The organism is Paenochrobactrum sp. BZR 201-1, from assembly GCF_044987585.2.
Taxonomy (GTDB): Bacteria; Pseudomonadota; Alphaproteobacteria; order Rhizobiales; family Rhizobiaceae; genus Paenochrobactrum; species Paenochrobactrum pullorum.
Genome location: NZ_JBJDRZ020000018.1, coordinates 68626 through 90843, shown reverse-complemented (window position 1 = coordinate 90843; position 22218 = coordinate 68626). Strand labels below are relative to the sequence as shown.

The 22218-nt window shown below is 47.7% G+C and carries 20 protein-coding genes; 8 read left to right on the top strand and 12 right to left on the bottom strand.

Going from position 1 to position 22218, the window contains the following annotated elements; translation table 11 throughout:
- The 3 genes from ACI0FR_RS11595 to ACI0FR_RS11585 are packed head-to-tail and all read right to left on the bottom strand — an operon-like array spanning position 1 to position 3414.
- Entirely contained in the window at positions 1-2712 is a 2712-nt protein-coding gene (locus ACI0FR_RS11595) for an ATP-binding protein (protein ID WP_404907614.1), read from the bottom strand.
- Positions 2712-3026 (bottom strand): hypothetical protein, encoded by a 315-nt coding sequence (locus ACI0FR_RS11590; protein ID WP_374832625.1) that lies wholly within the window; start codon positions 3024-3026, stop codon positions 2712-2714. Before ACI0FR_RS11590 ends, ACI0FR_RS11595 begins: the two co-directional genes overlap by 1 nt.
- A gap of 1 nt (position 3027) precedes the next feature.
- The gene (locus tag ACI0FR_RS11585) at positions 3028-3414 is read right to left on the bottom strand and encodes a response regulator transcription factor (RefSeq protein ID WP_374832623.1); all 387 of its coding nucleotides are present in this window, start codon (positions 3412-3414) and stop codon (positions 3028-3030) included.
- A gap of 368 nt (positions 3415-3782) precedes the next feature.
- On the opposite strand from ACI0FR_RS11585, the gene ACI0FR_RS11580 reads away from it, so the two are divergent.
- The gene (locus ACI0FR_RS11580; RefSeq protein ID WP_404907611.1) at positions 3783-4634 is read left to right on the top strand and encodes a sulfite exporter TauE/SafE family protein; all 852 of its coding nucleotides are present in this window, start codon (positions 3783-3785) and stop codon (positions 4632-4634) included.
- Here the strand turns inward: ACI0FR_RS11580 and ACI0FR_RS11575 are convergent.
- On the bottom strand, positions 4614-5603 hold the full coding sequence (locus ACI0FR_RS11575) for a DMT family transporter (protein WP_374832619.1): 990 nt from the start codon (positions 5601-5603) through the stop codon (positions 4614-4616). The two genes, ACI0FR_RS11580 and ACI0FR_RS11575, sit on opposite strands and share 21 nt — an antisense overlap.
- A gap of 113 nt (positions 5604-5716) precedes the next feature.
- A complete protein-coding gene (locus ACI0FR_RS11570) occupies positions 5717-6325 on the bottom strand; it encodes a hypothetical protein (RefSeq protein WP_374832617.1) in 609 nt (202 codons plus the stop codon).
- Between the two features lie 450 nt (positions 6326-6775).
- Between ACI0FR_RS11570 and ACI0FR_RS11565 the strand changes: the two genes are divergently transcribed.
- Together ACI0FR_RS11565 and ACI0FR_RS11560 are read left to right on the top strand one after the other, a co-directional pair.
- Complete coding sequence (locus tag ACI0FR_RS11565; protein ID WP_404907608.1) at positions 6776-7336, top strand: invasion associated locus B family protein; 561 nt, start codon at positions 6776-6778, stop codon at positions 7334-7336.
- Between the two features lie 99 nt (positions 7337-7435).
- Positions 7436-7885: a GFA family protein gene (locus tag ACI0FR_RS11560; RefSeq protein ID WP_374832613.1), complete on the top strand. Its 450-nt coding sequence runs from the start codon at positions 7436-7438 to the stop codon at positions 7883-7885.
- 67 nt (positions 7886-7952) lie between these two features.
- On the opposite strand, the gene ACI0FR_RS11555 is transcribed toward ACI0FR_RS11560, so the two are convergent.
- From ACI0FR_RS11555 to ACI0FR_RS11530, 6 genes are read right to left on the bottom strand one after another with little or no spacing between them, the layout of a single operon-like run.
- Positions 7953-9821 (bottom strand): CocE/NonD family hydrolase, encoded by a 1869-nt coding sequence (locus ACI0FR_RS11555; RefSeq protein ID WP_374832611.1) that lies wholly within the window; start codon positions 9819-9821, stop codon positions 7953-7955.
- Positions 9818-11401, bottom strand: a complete 1584-nt coding sequence (locus tag ACI0FR_RS11550) for an ABC transporter substrate-binding protein (protein ID WP_404907605.1) — start codon at positions 11399-11401, stop codon at positions 9818-9820. Before ACI0FR_RS11550 ends, ACI0FR_RS11555 begins: the two co-directional genes overlap by 4 nt.
- Positions 11398-12444, bottom strand: a complete 1047-nt coding sequence (locus ACI0FR_RS11545) for an ABC transporter ATP-binding protein (protein WP_404907604.1) — start codon at positions 12442-12444, stop codon at positions 11398-11400. Before ACI0FR_RS11545 ends, ACI0FR_RS11550 begins: the two co-directional genes overlap by 4 nt.
- Entirely contained in the window at positions 12441-13451 is a 1011-nt protein-coding gene (locus ACI0FR_RS11540) for an ABC transporter ATP-binding protein (RefSeq protein WP_404907602.1), read from the bottom strand. The genes ACI0FR_RS11545 and ACI0FR_RS11540 overlap by 4 nt, the downstream gene beginning before the upstream one ends.
- Entirely contained in the window at positions 13448-14347 is a 900-nt protein-coding gene (locus tag ACI0FR_RS11535; RefSeq protein ID WP_404907600.1) for an ABC transporter permease, read from the bottom strand. Before ACI0FR_RS11535 ends, ACI0FR_RS11540 begins: the two co-directional genes overlap by 4 nt.
- The gene (locus ACI0FR_RS11530) at positions 14347-15315 is read right to left on the bottom strand and encodes an ABC transporter permease (RefSeq protein ID WP_374832601.1); all 969 of its coding nucleotides are present in this window, start codon (positions 15313-15315) and stop codon (positions 14347-14349) included. The genes ACI0FR_RS11535 and ACI0FR_RS11530 overlap by 1 nt, the downstream gene beginning before the upstream one ends.
- 170 nt (positions 15316-15485) lie before the next feature.
- Here ACI0FR_RS11530 and ACI0FR_RS11525 point away from each other — a divergent pair, with 170 nt between their 5' ends.
- The 3 genes from ACI0FR_RS11525 (at position 15486) to ACI0FR_RS11515 (ending at position 18036) form a co-directional block, all read left to right on the top strand.
- On the top strand, positions 15486-16388 hold the full coding sequence (locus ACI0FR_RS11525) for a LysR family transcriptional regulator (protein ID WP_374832599.1): 903 nt from the start codon (positions 15486-15488) through the stop codon (positions 16386-16388).
- Between the two features lie 134 nt (positions 16389-16522).
- Positions 16523-17311, top strand: coding sequence for an ABC transporter permease (locus ACI0FR_RS11520; protein ID WP_374832597.1), 789 nt, complete (start codon positions 16523-16525; stop codon positions 17309-17311).
- On the top strand, positions 17311-18036 hold the full coding sequence (locus ACI0FR_RS11515) for an ABC transporter ATP-binding protein (RefSeq protein WP_404907598.1): 726 nt from the start codon (positions 17311-17313) through the stop codon (positions 18034-18036). The genes ACI0FR_RS11520 and ACI0FR_RS11515 overlap by 1 nt, the downstream gene beginning before the upstream one ends.
- 58 nt (positions 18037-18094) lie before the next feature.
- On the opposite strand, the gene ACI0FR_RS11510 is transcribed toward ACI0FR_RS11515, so the two are convergent.
- Entirely contained in the window at positions 18095-19543 is a 1449-nt protein-coding gene (locus ACI0FR_RS11510) for an aldehyde dehydrogenase family protein (RefSeq protein WP_374832593.1), read from the bottom strand.
- A gap of 135 nt (positions 19544-19678) precedes the next feature.
- Here ACI0FR_RS11510 and ACI0FR_RS11505 point away from each other — a divergent pair, with 135 nt between their 5' ends.
- Both ACI0FR_RS11505 and ACI0FR_RS11500 read left to right on the top strand, forming a co-directional pair.
- The gene (locus ACI0FR_RS11505) at positions 19679-20467 is read left to right on the top strand and encodes an SDR family oxidoreductase (RefSeq protein ID WP_404907597.1); all 789 of its coding nucleotides are present in this window, start codon (positions 19679-19681) and stop codon (positions 20465-20467) included.
- A gap of 10 nt (positions 20468-20477) precedes the next feature.
- Entirely contained in the window at positions 20478-22130 is a 1653-nt protein-coding gene (locus tag ACI0FR_RS11500) for a thiamine pyrophosphate-binding protein (protein WP_374832589.1), read from the top strand.
- Positions 22131-22218 lie beyond the last annotated feature (88 nt).

Sequence of the window (22218 nt, the reverse complement as noted above, 5' to 3'; positions counted from 1 at the left end):
TCAGCCACTGACCGGTTGGCATAAAGGCAGGCTGATGCGGAAACAGACATCAGTTTGCCCACTATCGACAAGCTCGAGTGAGCCGTTCATCTTAGTGATGATACGGTGGCTGATATTCAACCCCAAGCCAAGACCATGGTTTCCATGTGCATTTTCGCGCGATGAACCGCGCACGAACTTGTCGAAAATGCTGCGCTTGAACTCCTCCGGTATTCCGGTGCCGTTATCAGAGATTTCAACGTGATACTGGTCATTTGCATGATATGACCTGATTTTCACTATCGGGAAAACTGCATCATTATGAGCAATCGCATTGGCAATAATGTTAATGAAAACCTGTGAAAGTCGATCAGGATCGGTATGAACCCAAGCCTCTTTGACGCGTTCCCCGCTTTCAACCAGCATGGAGCGCTGTTGGGCCAGTGCTTCACAAACCTCAACAGCCCGTTCTAAAACTTCAGCGGCATTGGCTTCAATATTTTCCCAATTGCGCTCGCCATGTTCCAATGCATTGAGATCGAGAATTTCATCAAGCAATTTAGTCAAACGCATACTTTCGCGGTGAATCGTATTGATAAAGCGCTTTTTGTGGCTTTCATCAAGCTGATCATCGGTGAGTAAAATTTCGGAAAATGAGCGGATCGACGTCATCGGTGTGCGCACTTCATGGCTGACTTGGGACAAAAAATCATCCTTTTGTCGGTGCAATTCATGCAAAAGCGCATTGGCTTCGGTCAGTTTTTGCGCGGTTTCACGCAGTTCCTGCGATTTTTCTTCCAATTCGTGTGAATATTCGATCACTTGCTGGGTTTCATCGGCGATACGCATCACTTCTTCCAGCGTGATAATATCGCCAGCCACAATTTTGCTGAGCAAGAGATGGGCGGATGCAGAACCAATAGAACTAGCAAGGCTTCGCTCCAGCTCGGCAATAAATTCGGGCGAGGCATTAAAACGCTCGCGGCCATGCCCGCGCGGGATATTATGAACATCGAAGAAATTTTTAGCACGTGACCAACCTTGGACACGTTCAGCCACGAAAAACAATTCGTCCGTTGAAACCGAGCCTTGAATAATATGCGATTGCGCTGTCTGACCAGGCTTGAAAACATCAACAAAGAGCGTTGCCTGAATATGCTCCATCACGCTTTGATTGGTCAGCATGGAAACGGAAAACAGGGTGGAGATATTAAAAAACATGCTCCAAAACACTGAATGCACCAGCGGGTCATAGCCTTCCATGCCGAAGAGTGCTTCGGGGCGCAGTATGGATAAGCCCCACGGTCCAAATTCGACAATTTGCGCAACCACTTCGCTGGTCGTGCCGAAACTTGGCAAAAAGGATGTCCATGCCCAGATGATAAAACCGATCAGAATACCGGAAAAGGCACCTTTGACTGTGGCTGCATGCCAATAAAGGGCTGCCACCATCGCAGGCAACAATTGTGCCACACCGGCGAAAGAAATGAGCCCGATCGGTGCCAAAGCATCGGAATTGGAGGTCAGCCAGAAATATAAAAAGCCAAGACACAAAAGTGCAGCAATAGAAATGCGTCTTGTACGCAGCAAAAGTCTTGCAATACCGCGTTCACCTGCCGCTTCCAGATTATCGGAATGGCGTAGCGCAATAGGCAAAATAACATGGTTGGAAACCATGATGGAAAGCGCAATGGAAGCGACGATAATCATCGAAGTGGCGCTGGAAAAGCCGCCGATAAAGGCAAAAAGCGCCAAGCCGTCATTGCCGGTCGACATTGGCAGCGTCAACACGAACATATCCGGATTGGAACCGGCTGGCATAGTTGAAAGACCATAAAGCGCTATCGGCATGGTGAAAATACTCATCGCCAGCAAATAAGCCGGAAATGCCCATCCTGCGGTGCGCAAATGCTCTTCATTGGAGTTTTCAACGACTGTAATCTGAAATTGGCGCGGCAAACAGATAACGGCGCAGGCAGATAAAAACAACACTGTTACCCAGCGGCTGCCAAAGCTTTCACGTTCATGAATATTAATGCCTGCTTCGGCCGCTTGGGTGTAAATTTGCTCCATACCGCCACCGAGGCTGAAAACAACAAAAATGCCGACGGCAATGAGTGCTATCAGTTTGACAATGGCTTCAAAAGCGATGGCTGCAACTACGCCGTGATGTTGCTCGCGGGCATCGACATTACGAGTGCCGAATAAAATGGTGAAAAGTGCCATACCGATGGCAACGCCAAGTGCAAGTTTTACTTCGTCCAATCCGCCGCCACTTTTGGCGATAGAAATGACTTGGATGGAACCGGTAATGGCTTTGAGTTGCAGGGCAATATAAGGGGTGATGGTAATGACTGCGATGAGGGTAACAAGCACGGCAAGGGGGCTGGATTTACCAAAACGCGATGATAATAGATCCGCTACGGAAGTGATGCGTTGCGCATGGCTGATGCGGATGAGTTTGCGCAGCAAAAACCACCAGCCGACAAAAACCAAAGTCGGCCCCATATAAATGGCCATATATTCAAGCCCGCTGCGGGCGGCTGTGCCGACTGCACCGTAAAATGTCCAGCTGGTGCAATAAACCGAGATGGAAAGCGTATAAATAAACGGTGATCGCAGAAAACCAACATTGCCACGTTGCGCGCGTTGGTCTGAAATATAAGCAAGCAGAAATAAAAGCCCGACATAGGCAATAGCTGTCAGAATAACGAAATTCGGTGACAGCAACATTAAAGCCTACTTTCATCACTGGTTAGAACGGGTGTTGGTGACGTTTTGGCAGGAGGGATTTGTGGTGATGCATCATGAGCGGGCGCTATAATTTTGCTGCGTTTACGCGAGATGATAAAGGCCATGATGACCATTATTGTCCAGACGCCAAGTAAATATAGAAAAGCCAGAGGCATTCCAAAGATCAGAACTTTGTGGTTAAACAAATTCATCATCGGTGGCAGTGAAAAAACTGCACCGAAAAGCGGTAGCAAAAACAGCGCATTGTCGCGTTTTTTTTCATTTTCGCTCTGTGGTAAACGGCTATTTGCCATATCAGCCCGCTTTAATTGTTTGCGGCATAGATAAAAGGCGATTGACCTCGGCTATAACTTCACTGTTGGAATAAGGTTTGGTTATAAAACCATCCGCATTTAAATCTGCGGCCATTTTGCGGTCATAACGTTGGCCGCGGGCGGTCAAAACCAGCACATTGGTTTGATAAATATCCGGTTGGGCACGGATTGCTTTTAAAACATCCATGCCGTTTTTTCGCGGCAGCATGATATCCAGCAACAACAAGCGTGGTTGCAGACGAACAAGTGCCTCTAATGCAGCTTCCCCGTCATGAACGGCTGCAACACTCCAGCCGTTTCGCTGCAGGATAAATTCAAGGGACTCTAATATTGCGGGTTCATCTTCTGCAATAAGAATATCCAACACCACTTAACTCCCAATTTTTAAGTCTTGATCAGCGCTGTTCCCTTTTATTGATGGTTTTATAAGGCGCTGGTGACTTTTTATCTTTATGCTTTTGTCGCTATTGAAGCTGAAAAATTTCGGCGGCACAAGCCGTTTAAAAGAAACCTCATCAGGCTGTGAGGCCATGGATGTGATTCCAACAGTTTAATATGCGTCAACGCGATAAACAGCCTATTCAATGGTCTAATAACGGTTGAAATCCGCCAGTTTGCTTTCTTTGTGGTTTAAAACCCTCAGCCAAGGCTTGCAAAACATGCTCAGTATGAAATGTTGCAGCCTGTTTGGAAAATAAACAACCAATAATCCTTGAAAATAACGGACATGAGAGAATGACGGGTATTGATACATATGAACTGGTTTGGCTGGTAATCGGCCTGCTGGTCGCCGGGGGCATTACTGGTATGCTTGCCGGTCTATTTGGTGTTGGCGGCGGCACGGTTGCGGTACCCATTCTCTATGAATTGTTTCGTTATTTAGGCGTGCCGGAAGATGTGCGGATGCAATTATGCATTGGTACTTCGCTCGCTATTATCGTGCCAACTTCGATCCGTTCTTATTATAGTCATAAGGAGCGGGGTGCCATTGATATGGCTTTGCTACGTAGCTGGGTCGTCCCCATTCTGGCAGGTGTTATCATTGGTTCGATGATCGCACGTTTTGCACCGGCTGATTTGTTTAAAATTATTTTCGTGATGGTGGCAGGTTTTACGGCAATTCGTTTGTTGTTTGCCAAAGACAATTGGTATCTGGGCACAACCTATCCAAGCAAGATTGTTGTTAAATTTGTTGGTGCCGTTATAGGCGTGCTCGCTTCTTTGATGGGGATCGGCGGCGGTCAGCTCTCCACATTGTTTATGACCTTTTACAAACGCCCCATTCATGAAGCCGTTGCAACCTCTGCCGGTGTGGGTGTTCTGATCTCTATTCCGGGCGCGTTGGGCTATATTTTTGCCGGTTGGCCGACAGCTGCACTTTATCCGGATGTTGCAGCATTGCAGCCGCCACTGACACTTGGTTATGTATCACTGGTCGGCTTTTTGCTCTTCATTCCGACCAGTATTTATATGGCACCGATTGGTGCAAAATTGGCGCACCGCCTTTCCCGCCGCAAGCTGGAAATGGCATTCGGACTGTTTCTGACAGCTATTTGTCTGCGCTTTTTATACAGTATTTTCTTTTAAAAACTGTTTTTTACGTTCTGCCGCGCGCTTTTGCTCGCGGTAGAACACAAATAATCCGCTGCCGACCACAATAAAACCACCGACAAAGGTCCAGATATCGGGCATATCGCGGAAGACAATCCAACCGACGATTATTGACCAGACCAGTTGCAAATAATTGAACGGCTGCAGCAAGGTTGCAGGTGCCAGCGTCAGCGCTTTAATTAAAAAGAAATGCGCGGTCATCGCCATGATGCACAGAAGTCCGAGCCATAAGAGGTCAACCGGTGCCATGCTGATCCAAAAGAGCGGCAGACCGAGCGTCATGAGAACCGCACCGACTGCGCCTACATAAAAGAATGATGTTATGGCACTGTCACTTGTGCCTGAAACGCGGGTTAAAATCTGATAAAGTGCATAGGCGATTGCACCAAGAATGGTGTAAACGGCACCAAATTCCATCACACCACTGCCTGGGCGCAGGATAACGAGGATCCCGCCAAAACCAACAGCTAAAGCTAACCATCGGCGCCAGCCGACTTTTTCACCTAAAAAAATAGCTGCCAATGCTGTGACAAACAACGGATAAGATTGAAACAGCGCGATGACCTCTGCAAGCCCCATGGTTTTAAAGGCTAAGCCAACCATAGCAATTTCAAAAACCAGAATAAGGCCGCGTGCAATTTGAATGACAGGTTTTTTGGTTTTTACTGTTTGTTTGAAACCACTATCAGCGCGGGCTGCCATCACTGTCCCGACAGCGAAAAACACCCAATAGCGTACCATAATAATAAAAGTAATCGGATAATCAGCGACAAGATGTTTGGTAATTGCATCCTGCATGGCAAAAATGGCGGTGGCACCAATCACCAACACAATACCGATTTTATGGTTGCGTTCTGTCTGACCGCCTGGAACCTGTATGGTCTGAGCGGAAACAGGAGCGGATCCATCCGCAGAGTGAACGGCGAAATGCTTGTTATTATTCAATTTTTAATGCCAACTTATTGGATATTTGCTTGAAAGCGAAAATATGCAGGGAAACACACAAATCACCGTCAATCAATTGGCAGTGATATGGGATGCAGGCTATCTGGTTTCGTTCAAGAATCCAATTCCAAAAATTGTAGGGTAAAATCGGCAACAATTCCAAGCATTAAAAGGAAAATCAGGAAAAACTGAAATTTTTTGGTTTTAACACGCATAGCGAAGAGGATGCAAAGCGTGCTGAATGCCAGCAAAGTCAATTCTTTGATCAGATCTTCCATATTATCGGATACAATATTATTGCGAATGTCATTAAGATATTGAATGATATTCAAGATAATGAAAAATGTGAAAAGCCATTTTTTCCGCGAGAAGAAATATTCTTCATAACCGCCATATTCGTTGACATCATCAGGCGTCAAAGTCACACAAATGAAAAATAGCCCGAAGACATATGACAGATCAACAACATAGGTATAGACATCATAGACTTTTGTTGAGCTGTCAAAAAGGTAATCCCACCAAAACTGGATGATCCAGAGCAGTATGACTAAAACCCAACCCATATGGATTTTTGATATTTTATGTTTGGTCGGATGCTGGATGAAACGTGATAAAAAAATCAGAATACGCGACAGGCACAGGCTGATGCCCATGCCATTGATAATACGCATATGCGTAAATGTATCGGCCGCAGTAATCGCGGTTTGAAGACCGGAAGCCAAAAAGCACCTGAATATTTGATAAAAGTAGACAAGTTTAATGTAGATGGTTCGCTAAACGATATACTTTCCTTATATATGACGCAACAAGCATTAAATTGGAGGTAGCGATTGTGTTAAGCTTAATAAGTTACCCAATGCTGATCGCAGAATAAAGTAGCCTTTAGCATGAGATTCGTCTGATTATGAATGCCATCCAATAATTATGAATTGTATTTATGATTATATTATTTAATAAACCTGCTAATTTACAGATAACAATGATGTAAGCTAGTAGAAATTTATATTTATATTTCAGAAAATGAGTAAGATTTCAAAAATATATTGTTATTTCTTCATAATGATTAATCTGGATTGACAAAAGAACTGTGAATGGCAATCAATTACAGTAAAAAGACGCATGTGTTTTATATGTGCGGATCATTTTAATAATAGCATATATAGGATCAATTTATGTCATATTCTAGCATGCCAAAATATCTGACATTAACAGCCGCTTTGCTTGTTTCCTGCGCTGGTACATTTTCTGCATATGCACAAGATAATGCGTCGTCGCTTTTACCCGGTGGAGCGAGCTCTTTGTCGGAAACCCATGGTGACTGGGCGGTGCAATGCCGATTGCAGGCAGCGAATGATGTAAAAACAAAACCGCATTGTTCCGTATCGCAGCAGCAACAGGATAATAAAGGTTCCCGCGTTCTGGCGGTTGAATTGCAGCCAACAGCGGATGGTACTTCGGGGGCACTGGTGCTGCCATTTGGTTTGCAACTGAGCAAAGGAGTGGCTTTGCAGATTGATGAAGCGAAGCCCGGAGCTTCTCAACAATTTTCAACATGTCTGCCGGCCGGTTGTATTGTGCCGCTGAATTTTGGTGATGCGCAGTTAAAAGCGTTGAATGCAGGCAAAACTTTAAACCTGATTGCAGAAGCAGTAAATGGTGGTGAGGTTAAATTAAGTATTTCGCTTGATGGTTTTTCGGCGGCACTCATCCGTGTTAAAGAATTGTTGAAGTAAAAACATTCAACGGGTTCTTAAAAAAAGACAGAATATTCTGTCTTTTTTTATGCTATTTTTTTGCTCAACAGGTTGAGACATGCAAAATCGGGTGGAAAAATGAATAAGGACATCGTTGAAATTTCAGGCCAATGTCATTGCGGTACGGTGAAATTTCATGTTCGTTTATCGGATGGATTACATACAGCGCGTCGTTGCACATGTTCTTATTGTCGTATGCGCGGCGCTATTGCCGTCTCGGCTGAATTGCCGGATATTAAGATTTTAGAAGGGGAGGACAAGCTCACCCTTTATCAATTTAATACCAAAAATGCGAAACACTATTTCTGCTCGGTTTGCGGGATTTACACTCATCATCAGCGCCGGTCAAATCCACATCAATATGGCGTGAATGTTGCCTGTCTTGAAGGCATCAGCCCGTTTGATTTTGATGAAGTTCCCGTCAATGATGGTGTTTCTCATCCTTCAGACCGGAAAACAGTAGATGGCAAAAAGCCGGTGCAATATGCAGGCATATTGAAATTTATTGCGACAGAAGTCACCGATTAAAAATCATCGGCATAGATAATAAAAATGCCCCTGAATGTCAGGGGCATTTTGGTATTTAATACTGATATCAAAGCTTTTGCAGCTTTAATTTGGAAGCGCGCCCTTTATGCATGAAAACCGTATTGACGGCTGTTTTCTTGCGGCGACTGGTGCCTTCCGGTTCACCGGTGTTTGGATTGACATCATATTTAGGGAAGTTCGATGATGAAATATCCAAGCGAATGCGATGACCTTTTTTGAACATATTGGCTGTTGCGAAAGGCGAAATGGTGATTTTAAATACTTCATCTTTGGCTACCGGCTCAGGCTTGTCGAAACCATTGCGGTAACGTACGCGGAAAATACCATCCGTAATATTGAGCGCGTAGCCACGCGGATAGTCTTCAGATGGTGGATAAACATCAACCAATTTGGCGGTGAAATCCGTGTCCAAAGCATCCGTCGTGACCCACAGCTCAATTTCAACGGGGCCCGCAATGCTGGTATCTTCAGGCAAAATGTCGGTTTCGAAGCTTAGGACATCATGACGGGCTGTCAGTGGCAGACCCGGATGGGTGCAGCCATAAAAGGCTTCCGATTCAACTTGATTGAAGCCGCCGCCGGTAAAAATCGGTTCGCCGGATGTGAGCGAGCCGCCAATGGTCGGCACCGGATTGCGCGGGTCAAAATCATAACTGATTGCGGCATTTTCCGCCTGCGGCGCCGATATTTGCAGGCTCATATCTGCATGGAGATAAAGATCAAGCGGTTTTGCTTCCGGCAATGGCCAGTCGGTGCTTTCGATCCAGTGTCCACCATGATCAAGATGACCAGCTTCTGTTTTCTTGCCAGAACCGCCGCCCATTAAGAACAAATGAACGCGTCCGGCCTGTTTTGGATCGGTTTCATCTTTTAAATAATGTGCAAACCATTTTTCACGGTAAGTCAGCCAGTCTTCATCAATCTGGCCGTCAAAAACGGCTGCAGCACCAAAATCCACATCACCAAAGACTTGCCGTGAGCGATTGCCATGTGTCCAGGGTCCCATGATGAGGCTTAATGGGCGTTCTGCGTCGCCTTTCAGCGCGGTGTAATTTTCAAGTGTTGTGGTGACATAGGCGTCATACCAGCTTGACATGAAAATGATTGGCACTTTCGGGAAAGTGTCATAGTAACCGGCAGCATAAATGCCGACTTTTTTCCAAAAATCGTTGAAAGTACCGTTTTGCCATTGCTCAACGAGGTAATCTTCATATTCGCCGTTCCAACGTACCGGTGAACGGCCTTTTGTCCACGGCATCTGGGCAAACCAGTCATGTAGGCTTTCATTAGCCACAGCGGCCGCAGTGCGATCATCGGTTGCTTCTTGTGCGCGGTGATATGCCCATGTGGCTTGTTTTAATTCAAATGCGCCGCCTTGGCGAATGCCGCAGGTATAAGCATTGGAAAAACCGCCGGAATCGACAGACATGGCAGCAAGTCCGGGAGGATTGAGACAGGCCATCGCCATTTGTGTATGGGCATTATAGGAAAGACCTTGCGTGCCGATACGGCCATTCATCCAAGGTTGCGCCGCAATCCATTCCATCGTGTCGAAGCCGTCTTCGCCTTCAGACAGATATTTGGTGAAATGGCCTTCACTTTCATAGCGCCCACGGCAATCTTGCCAGACCGCAATATAACCAAGACGCACCATATGGATCGCCAGATCCTGACGCGACATGGGGGTCGGCTTTTTTACCGATAATTCTGTGCGTGGGGTGCCTGCTTTGTCATAGGGCGTACGTTCCAGAATAACGGGTAAAGGTGTTTCCACCGGTTTACCGTCCTTGGCAGGACGGTAAATATCGGTTGCCAGATGAACGCCATCTCGCATCGCAACCATAACGTTGCGGTGCACGATGACATCGTCGGCGACCAAAGTCGCCGCCGTCAATTCATTAGGTGTAAAGGTCATTTTTGCTTCCGCACATCCTGTCCAATGGTTCGTTCAGCTAAGTTCGGGGTGAAATCAATGCCATCACGCGACGCCCAGTAAATTTTCTGGAAGTAGAGCGGCACAATAGCCTGATCTTCCATGGCAATTTTGGTGGCATCTTCCAGCTTCTTCATACGTGTTTCATGGTCGAATTCTTCCATGGCCGAAGTCAGCATCGCATCAAATTCTGGGTTGGAATAACGCATGCGGTTAAAACCACCTGTGCCGGCATCTTTGCTGTAGGTCTGTAAGAGCGAACGCAGGCTGCCTTCTGCATTTGGAGTGGAGGCGCCAAGCGAGAAAATATACGCGCCATATTCGCCCTTGGTGGCCGCTGCCGCATAAACGTTATATGGCTGTGTTTGCACGCCGTTGACCTTGAGGCCTCCGCGCGCCAGCATCTGACCCATTGCCTGCGCAATGTCGCCATCACCCGGAAAGCGGTTGTTTGATGAGTAAAGCGTAATGCCGAAACCTTCAGGGAAACCAGCTTCTTTCAAGAGTTTTTTGGCTTCAGCTGCATCTGCTTTGGTTGGTTGCAAGTCTTTGACATAGCCACCCAGCACGGATGGGACAATCTGCGCCGAGGCGACGCCGGAGCCGTTCAAAATACGATCAACCATCAGATTGCGGTCGATCATTGATGAAATAGCTTTACGAACGCGAACATCACGGAACGGATTTGGCTCGATGGGTTTGCCGCTCGCATCAACGACACCCGGTGCTGTGTCATCACGCATGCTAAGAGCAAGATAAACCAGACGACCGGATTCAATCGGATAAACTTTAATGCTCTTTTCGCCTTCAAGACGTGCAACATCTGCTGGTGAAACAGCGTCGATCAGATCAACGGAACCGGAAAGAAGAGCGGCAGTGCGTGCGGCATCATTGGCAATAAAACGGAATTCAACTGTGTCGTAATCCGGTTTTTCACCCCAATAACCGTCATAGGCAACGAGCTTCAAAGATTCAGCCGGTTTCCATTCAACAAATTTGTAAGGGCCAGTACCAATTGCAGCTTTACCAGAATTGAAGTCTTCAAGGGTCGCATTTTCGGCAGCTTTCTTGGAAACCAAAAAAACACGGCCGATTTGCTCCATCAAAGCCGGATTAGGGCGTTTGGTGGTCACACGAATGGTGTGATCGTCGATCTTTTCCACTTTGGCGATCGAGCTGACAGTGTCGGTGAAGGGTGCCGGACTATTTGGCACTTTGTCAGTACGGTCGAGTGAGAAAATCACATCATCAGCGGTGAAAGGTGAACCATCGTGGAATGTAACGCCTTGACGCAAACTAATTTCCCATGTCAGCGGGTCAAGGTTTTTCCACTCAGTGGCCAGGTGCGGGTGCATCTGCAAATTGGCGTCTGTAAACAACAATGTTTCAAACATGTTGTCGGCAGTCATCTGATTGTTGCCGGTGCGCGAAAATTGCGGATCAATTGCCGATGGTTCGTTGGCGCGTCCGATAACCACATTATCAGCAAAGGCTGAAAGTGAGGTGGTGGCCAGCATTGCCGCCGCAAAAGCAGCAGTGGTCACAGATTTCAAAAACGTCATGACAGGTTCTCCCTTTTATGCCCCGTATTGTCGAAGAGTGGTCTTTGTTCTAGATCGTTTAAGTGACAAGCACTTTGGTGTCCGTTTTCCAAATTGCGCAAAACTGGTCGCTCTAGGCGGCAGCGGTCCATTGCATAAGGGCAACGCGGATGGAAATGGCAGCCCGCTGGCGGGTTCATCGGTGAAGGAATTTCACCTTTTACCGGACTGAATGCGCGGTGGCGGCGGTCAATGCGCGGCACCTCGGCCAGCAAGGCTGCTGTATAAGGATGATTGGGATTTTCAAAAATTGTCTCGGCAGTGCCTGCCTCGACAATGCGTCCCAGATACATGATCACCACACGGTCGGCGATATGATTTACAACGCTCAAATCATGGCTGATGAAGAGATAGGTCAGATCAAAGCTTTTGCGCAGATCCATAAACAGATTGATCACCTGAGCCTGAATGGAAATATCAAGCGCTGCGATACTTTCATCGCAGATCAGAAATTCCGGTTTGACTGCCAAAGCACGGGCAATGCCGATACGCTGGCGCTGACCACCGGAAAACTGGTGCGGATAGCGATTGGCCATTGAGGGATCAAGGCCGACTGTTTCCAGAAGTTCTTTGACAAGTTTTTCTTTTTCATTTCTCTTGATCAGGCCATGCGCGACCGGCGCTTCACCGATAATATCAACAACGCGCTTGCGCGGATTAAGCGATGACATTGGATCTTGAAAGATGATCTGCGTGTTGAGACGAGCATTTTTTGCCGCTTTGCCGCGTAATTTATTGCGCTCTGCACCTTTGATGAACACGTCACCTTCGGTTGCAGGCAACATTCCGGCAATGACACGGCCAAGGGTAGACTTTCCGCAGCCGGATTCACCCACCAAACCAACCACTTCACCTTTGCGGATTTGCAGATCAACACCATCCAGCGCATGAACAACACGTGGCTCGGATTGCACGCCTAGTTTGGCGGCAATTTTTTCTGCAAAGTCGGGTTCAGTGAAGAAACGTTTGGAGACATTTTTGGCTTCAGCAAAAATTTCACTCATAGGGTTTGCTCCCCTGCAAAGGGCGAAAGCGGATGGAAACAACGCCAGCGATGGCCATGATCATCGGTTGTGACCGCAGGCTCGGCCAGACAGGCATCCGTGGCGTAATCGCAACGTGTGCGGAATGCACAACCTTCCGGACGTTTGAGCGGGTGGGGCGCGACCCCGCGAATTTGGGTGAGGCGTGCGCCACGTTCATTGGCCGCTGGTGCCGATCCGATAAGCCCTGCGGTATAAGGATGTTTTGGTCGATCCAGCACGTCGTCAACCAAACCTTGTTCGACAATGCGTCCGGCATACATAACCGCCACACGGTCAGCGAGACCTGCAACAACACCCAGATCATGGCTGATCCAAATCAGGCCCATGCCGAGCTCGCGGCAAAGCGTTTGCACTTCCGACAAGATCTGGCTCTGGATGGTGACATCCAAAGCGGTTGTTGGTTCATCGGCGATGATGAGGTCAGGTTTGTGCAATAGCGCGATTGCAATCGCTACGCGTTGGCGCATACCACCAGAAAACTCATGCGGATAACTTTCAATGCGCAGTTCCGGTTGTGAAATACCCACCATGCTGAGTGCTTCAATGGAGCGTCGCAATGCTTCTTGGCGACTGACATTATCATGCGCAAGCACGGTTTCAATCATATGGGTTTTGACCGACAACACCGGATTAAGGGTCATCATCGGGTCTTGGAAAATCATCGCAATGCGATTGCCGCGCAAATGCTGCAACTGCTTAGGAGAAGCATTGAGCAGTTCTTCATCCTTGAAGAGAATGGAACCACCGACATTGCGCCCTGGCTTATCGACCAAACCGATGATGGAAAAACCAGTGATGGATTTGCCGGAACCGGATTCACCCACCAACCCCAGAATTTCACCACGCCGAACCGTCAGACTGACCCCGTCAACAGATTTGACCACACCCGCTGGTGTGAAAAAATGGGTTTGCAGATCACGGACATCAAGGACGATTTCGCGATTCAAATTTTGCGTGTCCGTCATTGTGCCAACCTCGGATTGAGAACCTCACGCAGGCGGTCGCCTACGATATTGATGGAAAAAACCAGTGTGAGCAGCAACAGGCCGGGGAAAACGCTGATCCAGTAAAGACCGGCGAGAAGTACCTGATAACCGTTGGAAATGAGCAGGCCGAGGGAAGGTTCGGTGATCGGCAGACCAATCCCTAAAAAGCTGAGTGTCGCTTCTGCGGCAATGGCGCTGGCGATCTGGATGGTGCCGATGACGATTAAAGGCGGCATACAGTTCGGCAATAAATGCGCAAACAAAATGCGGCTTCTTCCAAGCCCTAAACAGCGCGCAGCTTCGACATAGTCTTTATTGACTTCGACCAATGCCGCCGCACGGGCTGCACGGGCAAAATAAGCCCATTGCACAAAAACCAGCGCCATGATGACTTTCCAAGTGCCTTGACCAAGCACGGCCAAAATGAGCAAAGCCACCAAAATAGTTGGAAAACCAAGCATCAGATCAACAAAACGCATGATAAATGCATCCAGACGACCGCCGCTATAGGCCGCCAGGAGACCAAGCGCCGAACCGATAAAGAGTGAAAGCAAACCCGCTGTCAGGCCAACGCTCAAGCTGGTGCGCAGACCATAAAGCATGGCCGAAAGCATGTCGCGCCCTTGAGCATCAGTGCCGAGCCAATAGGTCATACCATTATAACCGACCGACATTGGCGGCAGTTTGGCGTCGAAAATATCGATCTGCATCAGATCATAAGGATTTTGCGGTGCGAGAAACGGCGCAAAAATCGCGCAAAAAACCAGCAAAATGCAAATTATGAGTGCCAGTGTGGCTTTAATGCTGCCGAAAATACCGGTGATTGCAGTGGTGATAATACCATCACCGAAAGCGGAATGAATAAGACGCAGCATTAGCGTTTACTCCTGATACGTGGATCGAGGAGCGAATATAAAATGTCGACGACCAGATTAATGATGATGAACATGGAAACGACGACCAGAATATAGGCTACAACCACAGGGCGATCGAGCGCATTTATACTGTCGATAATCAGCTTGCCGACACCCGGCCACGCGAAAATGGTTTCGGTGACAACAGCAAAAGCAATGAGTGAGCCAAACTCGATACCGATTACGGTGATGATCGGGATGAGAATGTTTTTCAACACATGCACGCTGATGATGCGGAAAGGTGACAGGCCACGTGCACGCGCAAATTTAACAAAATCAAGCGGCATGGTTTCCTGCACACCGGTACGGGTGAGGCGGATCACCAATGAGATTTTGGCCAGTGACAAATTGATGGCCGGCAAGATCAGATGCTGAATGCCGTTCCATGTTGCAAGGCTTGTTTCAATGCCAAAAATAGTACCGATCTGGCCGCGTCCGGTGGATGGCAACCAACCAAGATAAACTGAGAAAATCATGATCAGCATCATGCCTTGCCAGAAATTGGGTAGGCTGAAACCAAGAATCGAACCAGTCATGATGGTTTCATCAGTGGCACTGCCGCTTTTTAGACCTGAGAGAAGGCCAAGAGGAATGCCAAAAACAAGCGCCATAATCAGTGCACAAAAGGCCAACTCTAATGTGGCGGGCAAGCGCTGTAAAATAACGCTGACAGAAGGTTGGTTATAAACAAAAGATGTACCAAGATCGCCATGCAGGGCATTCCACAAGAAATGGCCGTATTGAACGATCAATGGTTTGTCTAACCCTAAAGACTGTGTGACTTGTGCCCGTTCTGCCATAGTGGCATCGGCGGGAAGCAAAATTTCCAGCGGGTCGCCAATGGCGTAAACACCGGCAAAGACAATCACAGATGTAATAAATAAAACGATCAGTGCCTGAAAAAGGCGGCGGATAATAAACGCAGTCATAGCGCATCCGCCCGATCATATTGAACTAATAAAAGATCCACCCATCCACCTCCAGTTTGGAATTAGAATAATTTGACACAAGGACAAATCACTTGCAATATTATGAAATAAACGCGAATATATATGCATATAACGCATAGATATAAATGTTGTGAGCAAGCGGGTCGGTTATGAAATTTAAAGATCTTGAAGCCTATCGCGCTGTGATGACTACTGGTTCGACGCAGGCTGCATCCGAATTATTGGGAATTTCACAGTCGGCAATCAGCCGTCGCATCACTCAATTGGAAGAAGATTTGGAAATTGATCTTTTCGTGCGGGAAGGGGCGCGCCTTGTGCCTTCGCGGATCAATCACTTGCTTGAAAGTTACGTCTCCGACGTTATGGAGCGTATTCATATTTTAAACGAGGCTGCGCAAAAAATCCGTTCCGGCCGATATTCCAATGCCTTGTTGCGGGTTGCTGTGCCGCCGGGTATTTGCAGGCGTATTTTACCGGAAATTATTGCAGATTTTCTAAAAATCCACCCTGAAATACGTTTTGAGATATTACATGGTACTTATGATGTCATCCATCGGTTCATGGAGGAAAAAACCGCAGATATAGGTTTTATGCGCCTTCCCGCCATCGAACAAGGATTTGTGCGTTCGGAAACTATTTTGGGGCATTCGGTTTGTGTGATGGCCAAAAATCACAAACTGGCTAAACTCAAACTGATCCGGCCGGAAGATCTGCGCGATGAACCGTTGGTATTGCTAGGCTGGCGACGTGCACCACGTCATGATCTGGAATTGGCTTTTTCGGCGCATGGCGTCAAACCACATGTGCGCCTGGAGGCACATTCGGTGAGTTCTGCCTGCGGCTTTTCCGCACAAGGTATCGGCGTTTCAATTGTAAATTCGCTGCTGGTGCAAGAATGCCTTGACCTCGATATCGAGGTGCGTCGTTTCATACCAGATATTCCACATCATTTTGCGTTTATTTATCCTGAAAGACCGAGTATTTCCGAGATTGGTGCCGAGTTTGTGGAATTTACCACTGGGCGGTTACAGAAAATTGCAACTCGTTTTTAGTAACAAGTGGTTATAAATAAATACTTGCGGCTTGATTAAGAATGACAATACTGGTTTTGAGTGGTTTTCATATGAGAAGCCGGATGAAAATAAATAATGCAGGACGCATGAAGAACGGGTGACAAGCGCTTCTTATGATCAATATATTTATGCAAGCGCTCGCTGACATTAAGCGCGGACTATCTATGCGCAATGTCTGGGTTGCATTGGCCAAAGAAGATATCGGCGATTATTATCGCCGGACAACCTTAGGCCCTTTATGGATGCTTCTGAATTATCTTTTGCTGGCAGGAACCTTTATCGTTATTTTTGGTAGAGGTGGCAATATCGAACATCACACCGCTTATGTGGCCATTGGCCTTTTTGTTTGGCTATATTGTTCTGATGTTATCAGTAGAGCAATCACCCTTTTTCAGAGGGAAGAAAGTTTTATTACAGGTACGCCGCTGCCGATTTCGATTTATATTCTCCGTATGACCATGCAAATGCTGATCAGAGCACTTTATGCAGGCGCTGGTTGTCTGGCATTGCTGTTTTTTTCCGATATCGGTGTCGATGTCCGCATGCTCTGGTCATTATTAGGAATTTTTATCATCATATTGGTGACACCAGCCGTTATTACGGTTGTTGCTTTTGCCGGTTGTTGGTTCCCTGATTTGCAATTTGTGGTCGCTAATCTCATGCGACTGGGTTTGTTTCTGACACCAATTTTCTGGACTTATACCGGCGGCGACGGCATCCGTGATCTGGTATATTCTTATAATCCGTTTACTTGGTTCCTCGAAATTGTTCGTGGCCCTGTTCTCAATAGTGATTTTCCGTCTTTTGCCTTCGGTTTTTGTGTATCTGTCGGCATTATCTTTTGGCTGATTGCGCTTTATCTCATCGGCAGATATCGCAAAGAAATTGTGTTTATGCTCTGATGATATCAATTGACGTAAAAAATCTCGGGCTGAATTACCGGATGCAAAAGCGGTTGTCACTGGCACCTAAATCGCAGCATACGCAGGCGGCAACAGGCGGAACTATTGTTAATCAAAACGGTAAAAACTATGTGCAGGCGCTCAAAAATGTCACTTTCAGTTTGAAGGCCGGAGACCGTTTGGGGCTGGTTGGCTCAAATGGTGCGGGTAAAACCACCCTTTTGAAGCTGCTTTACGGAATTTATGAACCGAGCGAAGGCGAAGTTGATATTAATGGACGGGTGGATGCTTTATTCAATATCCGTTTAGGCTTTCGTGCCGGTGCGTCCGGACGTCGTAATATTGAATTGCGCTGCCTGATCAATGGCTGGAATAATCAGCAGATCGCTGAGAAAATTGACGAAATCATCGAGTTTTCCGAGCTTGGTGATTTTATCGACATGCCGCTTAAATCTTACAGTCAGGGTATGTCTGCGCGCCTTGCTTTTGCTGCCGCCACCGCAATGGATCCGGAAATTTTATTGATGGACGAATGGATCGGCGCGGGGGACGCGTCTTTTCAGGAAAAAGCCAAAAAGCGTATGAATGCGATGGCAGAAAAAGCCGGTATTATCGTAATTGCCAGCCATAATCATAAGCTGATCAAAAACATGTGCAATGTGGTTTTGCATCTTGATAAAGGCGGGGTCAAAGCTTTTATGCCGACTGCCGAATGGAAAGGATAAAATGAAAAAGCTCCGGCCAATATGACCGGAGCTTTTTTTATCTTGCAAATATTATGGTTTAGCCAAGCGGATGATGAATGCAGATATTTTTGATCTGCTGATATGCGCCTAGTGCTTCCAAGCCTTTTTCACGACCAAAGCCTGAAAGTTTATAACCGCCAAAAGGAAATTCCACATCAAGACCGACGCCAAAGGAATTGACCCAGACCTGACCTGCGCGCAGATGCTGTCCAACTCCCAAAGCACGGTTGATATTCGTGGTGTGTACACCTGCCACCAAGCCAAAATCGGAATCATTAGCGATGCGGATGGCGTCTTCTTCCGTATCAAACGGTATGACCGTCAAAATAGGGCCAAAGATTTCTTCGCGCGCAATGCGCGTCATGTTGCTTGCACCTACAACTAAAGCAGGACGCACAAATGCACCATCGCTGAGTTCTGGCGCTTTGGGCAGATCAGCACCCCACAAAATCTCGCCGTCCTTGGCTGCCACATCATAATAGCTTTGAATGGAATCGCGATGTGATTGGTTAATCACCGGCCCCATATCCGGATCATCAACCGCACTGCCGATATTCATGGCGCAGATATGTGCGTGTAGTTTTTCGACCACACGGTCATGGGCTGAGCGTTCTACCAACAATCGAGTACCGGCATTGCAAACTTGTCCTGCATGGGTGAGGAAGCCGCCTGCAATTAAGGGAATGGTTTTTTCAAGATCGGCATCACCGAACACAATCTGCGGAGATTTACCGCCCAATTCCATATTGCATGGAATAGCGTGCGAAGCGGCAGCTTTCAACACACGTTCGCCCGTTGGCACCGAACCCGTGAAAGTGATCTGATCAATACCTTTGTGGCTTGCCAGCGCGTCACCAATCAGCGAACCACGGCCATTGATAAGGTTAACCTGACCATCCGGCAGACCGGCCTCCTGACAGATTTTGACAAATTCATAGGCCGATAAAGGTGTCTCGGTTGCAGGTTTGATAATGACCGAGCAACCAGCGGTGAGCGCGGGTGCAACACCACGGGCAATCAGCTGGAACGGATAGTTCCATGGAATAATATGCAATGAAACGCCGATAGCATCTTTCACCGTCCAATCAGACCAGTCAGGGCCTAAGGGAATGGAAGAGCCGTGCTGTTTATCGGCAACGCCTGCATAATATTCAAAGAAACGTGCGGCACAATCAACTTCCCAATAAGCGTCGCGTAAAGGTTTGCCGCTGTCCTGGCTTTCCAATTTTGCAATTGCGTCACGGCGCTCGAGAATCAGCTCGCCGATTTTATGCAAAATACGGCCGCGTTCAAACGGGCGCATACGTGCCCAGGGCCCTTGATCAAAAGCATTGCGGGCAGCTTCCACAGCTGCATTCACTTCATTTTCACCGGCACGAACAAAACGGCCGATAAGTTTTCCGGTCGAAGGATCGCGGCTCTCCCCGATGCCATCGGAACCTTCATGAATTTCTTTGCCACCTATTAATAACGGAATATCGCGCAATTCAAACTCCTCCAGTTTGTTTTATGTGTATGATTGATACACGATAAACCAATATGTATACAAATTATAAAATATTGTCGACATTTAATCTGCACATGTGTATGTGTCATGTTAGACAACTCTGGGAGGTGGAGAATGGAACTGGGACTTCAGGGCAAGCGCGCTCTGATAACAGCAGCATCACGTGGTCTTGGCCGCGCTGCTGCTATTGCTTTGGCGCGTGAGGGGGTGTCATTGGCTGTTGCAGGGCGCAATCTGGCTGGTATGCAAGGTTTTGTTGAAGAACTGAAAGCAGCAGGTGCGGCAAAGGCTGTCGCAGTGGAAATTGATTTATCCAAGCGTGACACTTTGCAAAGCGGAGTTAGATCCGCAGTCGATGCGCTTGGCGGTATTGATATTTTTGTCGCGAATACAGGCGGGCCGGAATCGGCACCTTTTTTGGGTGTGAAACGTGAAGGCTGGGAAGAGGCGCTTAATGAAAGCCTGCTTCCGATGGTCGATCTTTGCCATGAAATTCTGCCTCATATGCAGAAGAGCCAGTTTGGGCGCATCATTTTTGTCACCACAGTGGGTGTGAAAATAGTTCAGCCGAATATGGTTTTGTCGGATTCGATCCGACTGGCGGTGGTTGGCATGGCCAAATCTTTGTCGATCGAATTTGCTCATGAAGGTATTACGGTCAATTGCCTTTGTCCGGGGCCTTTTGCAACCGACCGGATGGAGTATCTGGTGACGTCCAGCATGGAGCGCGATCAGCTCAGCCGTGGTGACGCCGAAAAACTATGGCTCGGTGAAGTGCCCGTCGGCAAATTTGGCGATCCGGAAGATTTTGGCGCGATGGTCGCCTTCCTGTCTTCAAAACGCGGCGGCTTTATCACCGGCACGGCCATTGCACTCGATGGCGGAAAATCACGCGCATATTAAGGGAGAGAGAATGATGCTTGATAAGCAAATACAGCTTGATGGCGGTGGGGCTATTGTCAAATGGTTACACGCAGCCGGTGTTAAGAATATTTTCTCCGTATCCGGGGGACCGATCAATCCGGTTTATCGGGCTTGCGCCAAAACCGGCGTTCAATTGGTACATGCGCGCCATGAAGCAGCTGCTTGCTATATGGCCGAGGCTAATACCCGTGTGAAGGGTGAAGTTGGTGTTGCAATGGTAACGCTTGGGCCTGGTGTGACCAATACTATAACACCTGCAATTGTTTCCAATCTGGCAGGTACACCGCTTTTAATTATCGGTGCACAATCAGCAACGACCAGCGCCGATAAAGGTGCAGGCATGACCTTTAATGTGCTGCCTGCCATGCAGGCGGTGACAAAATGGGCAGCACGCTGCACAGAAGCTAAACGCTTGCCCGAATATCTGGACATGGCTTGGCGCCATATTTGGGCAGGTCGCCCGGGGCCGGTGTTTTTAGAAGTGCCGACCGACATTTTGCATCAATTGATTGATGCGGATCCGGCAACCATTGCAACACAGACACCAGTTAAACCGGGGCGCCCGGGCAATTGCGCCGGTGATATTGCGGCTTTTGAAAAAATATTCAGTGCCGCAAAACGTCCGGTATTGATCCTTGGCGATGATGTGTTTTTCAATCCGAGCGAGCGTTTGCAAGAGGCAATTGAAAAACATCAACTGCCGTTCTTCACCATGCGTTTGGCGCGTGGTTCGGTGGATGAAAATCATGATCTGTGGGCCGGCCCTGCCTATACGCCTTGCAACAGCGCTATGCGTCAGGCACTGGCTGCCTCCGATTGTGTTATTCTTGTTGGCCATCATTTTGAATTCGACCTCGAATTTGGCTCAGGCGTTGGTAAAGATACGAAAATTATTCAGGTCGCAGGCGACCAGACCATTTTACACCGCAACCGCCGTGCGGATGTGGCCATTAATGCTTCCGCCTATCATTTTATTTATGCTTTGGCAGAAGCAGCGACTGGTGCCTTTGATGCAGGCTGGCGCGATGCGCTGATTGCCAAATGGAATGACGAGTTTAAAGCGCAAGCGGGTGAAGATAATGCGCAAGGATTGCATCCAATCAATGCGATTGATGCGGTGACTAAAGCCGCACCGGATAATACGATTTATACCACCTCACATGGCAATGTAGATTTCTGGGCGGATGCACGATTAAAAATCAAAGCGCCGGGGCGTTATTTGCGAGCGGGTCAATCGGGTACATTGGGAGCGGAAGTTCCTTATGGCGCTGGTGCCAGCTTTGCCGACCCGCAAGCGCCGTCTATTGTTTTTGTCGGCGATGGCGGTGTCGGTTTCCATGTGACAGAGCTTGATACGGCGGAGCGCTATGGCCGTGCTTTCATCATTGTGGTTCTGGATGATGAATCCTGGGCAGCCATCGCTTTGCCGCAGGAGATGTCATATGGTGAAACCTATGAAATGGCGTTGCCGAGACGTGATTGGGCAAAACTGGCTGAAGCTTTGGGTGGTCAAGGCTATCACGCCAAAACAGCCGACGAGATCGGCGAAGCAGTGAAACAAGCCGTTGCCAGCGGCAAGCCAGCAATCATTCAGGTGCCGGTACGCAGCGTCATTAGCCCTTATATGGAATATATTTCTTAATCTAAAGTCTGAGCTGTGCTGCGCTTTCTTTGAAAAAGCAGCACAGTTTGAACCTTGCCGATTGTGACATGACTGATAAACTGGAGGA

Excerpts from the sequence above, each read along its gene's own strand:
- ACI0FR_RS11520 (WP_374832597.1), top strand. The coding sequence starts at position 16,523 with ATGATCAATATATTTATGCAAGCGCTCGCTGACATTAAGCGCGGACTA.
- ACI0FR_RS11535 (WP_404907600.1), bottom strand. The coding sequence starts at position 14,347 with ATGCTGCGTCTTATTCATTCCGCTTTCGGTGATGGTATTATCACCACT.
- ACI0FR_RS11500 (WP_374832589.1), top strand. The coding sequence starts at position 20,478 with ATGATGCTTGATAAGCAAATACAGCTTGATGGCGGTGGGGCTATTGTC.
- ACI0FR_RS11515 (WP_404907598.1), top strand. The coding sequence starts at position 17,311 with ATGATATCAATTGACGTAAAAAATCTCGGGCTGAATTACCGGATGCAA.
- ACI0FR_RS11540 (WP_404907602.1), bottom strand. The coding sequence starts at position 13,451 with ATGACGGACACGCAAAATTTGAATCGCGAAATCGTCCTTGATGTCCGT.
- ACI0FR_RS11555 (WP_374832611.1), bottom strand. The coding sequence starts at position 9,821 with ATGACCTTTACACCTAATGAATTGACGGCGGCGACTTTGGTCGCCGAC.
- ACI0FR_RS11550 (WP_404907605.1), bottom strand. The coding sequence starts at position 11,401 with ATGACGTTTTTGAAATCTGTGACCACTGCTGCTTTTGCGGCGGCAATG.
- ACI0FR_RS11590 (WP_374832625.1), bottom strand. The coding sequence starts at position 3,026 with ATGGCAAATAGCCGTTTACCACAGAGCGAAAATGAAAAAAAACGCGAC.
- ACI0FR_RS11580 (WP_404907611.1), top strand. The coding sequence starts at position 3,783 with ATGACGGGTATTGATACATATGAACTGGTTTGGCTGGTAATCGGCCTG.
- ACI0FR_RS11530 (WP_374832601.1), bottom strand. The coding sequence starts at position 15,315 with ATGACTGCGTTTATTATCCGCCGCCTTTTTCAGGCACTGATCGTTTTA.
- ACI0FR_RS11545 (WP_404907604.1), bottom strand. The coding sequence starts at position 12,444 with ATGAGTGAAATTTTTGCTGAAGCCAAAAATGTCTCCAAACGTTTCTTC.
- ACI0FR_RS11505 (WP_404907597.1), top strand. The coding sequence starts at position 19,679 with ATGGAACTGGGACTTCAGGGCAAGCGCGCTCTGATAACAGCAGCATCA.
- ACI0FR_RS11565 (WP_404907608.1), top strand. The coding sequence starts at position 6,776 with ATGTCATATTCTAGCATGCCAAAATATCTGACATTAACAGCCGCTTTG.
- ACI0FR_RS11525 (WP_374832599.1), top strand. The coding sequence starts at position 15,486 with ATGAAATTTAAAGATCTTGAAGCCTATCGCGCTGTGATGACTACTGGT.
- ACI0FR_RS11595 (WP_404907614.1), bottom strand. The coding sequence starts at position 2,712 with ATGTTGCTGTCACCGAATTTCGTTATTCTGACAGCTATTGCCTATGTC.
- ACI0FR_RS11560 (WP_374832613.1), top strand. The coding sequence starts at position 7,436 with ATGAATAAGGACATCGTTGAAATTTCAGGCCAATGTCATTGCGGTACG.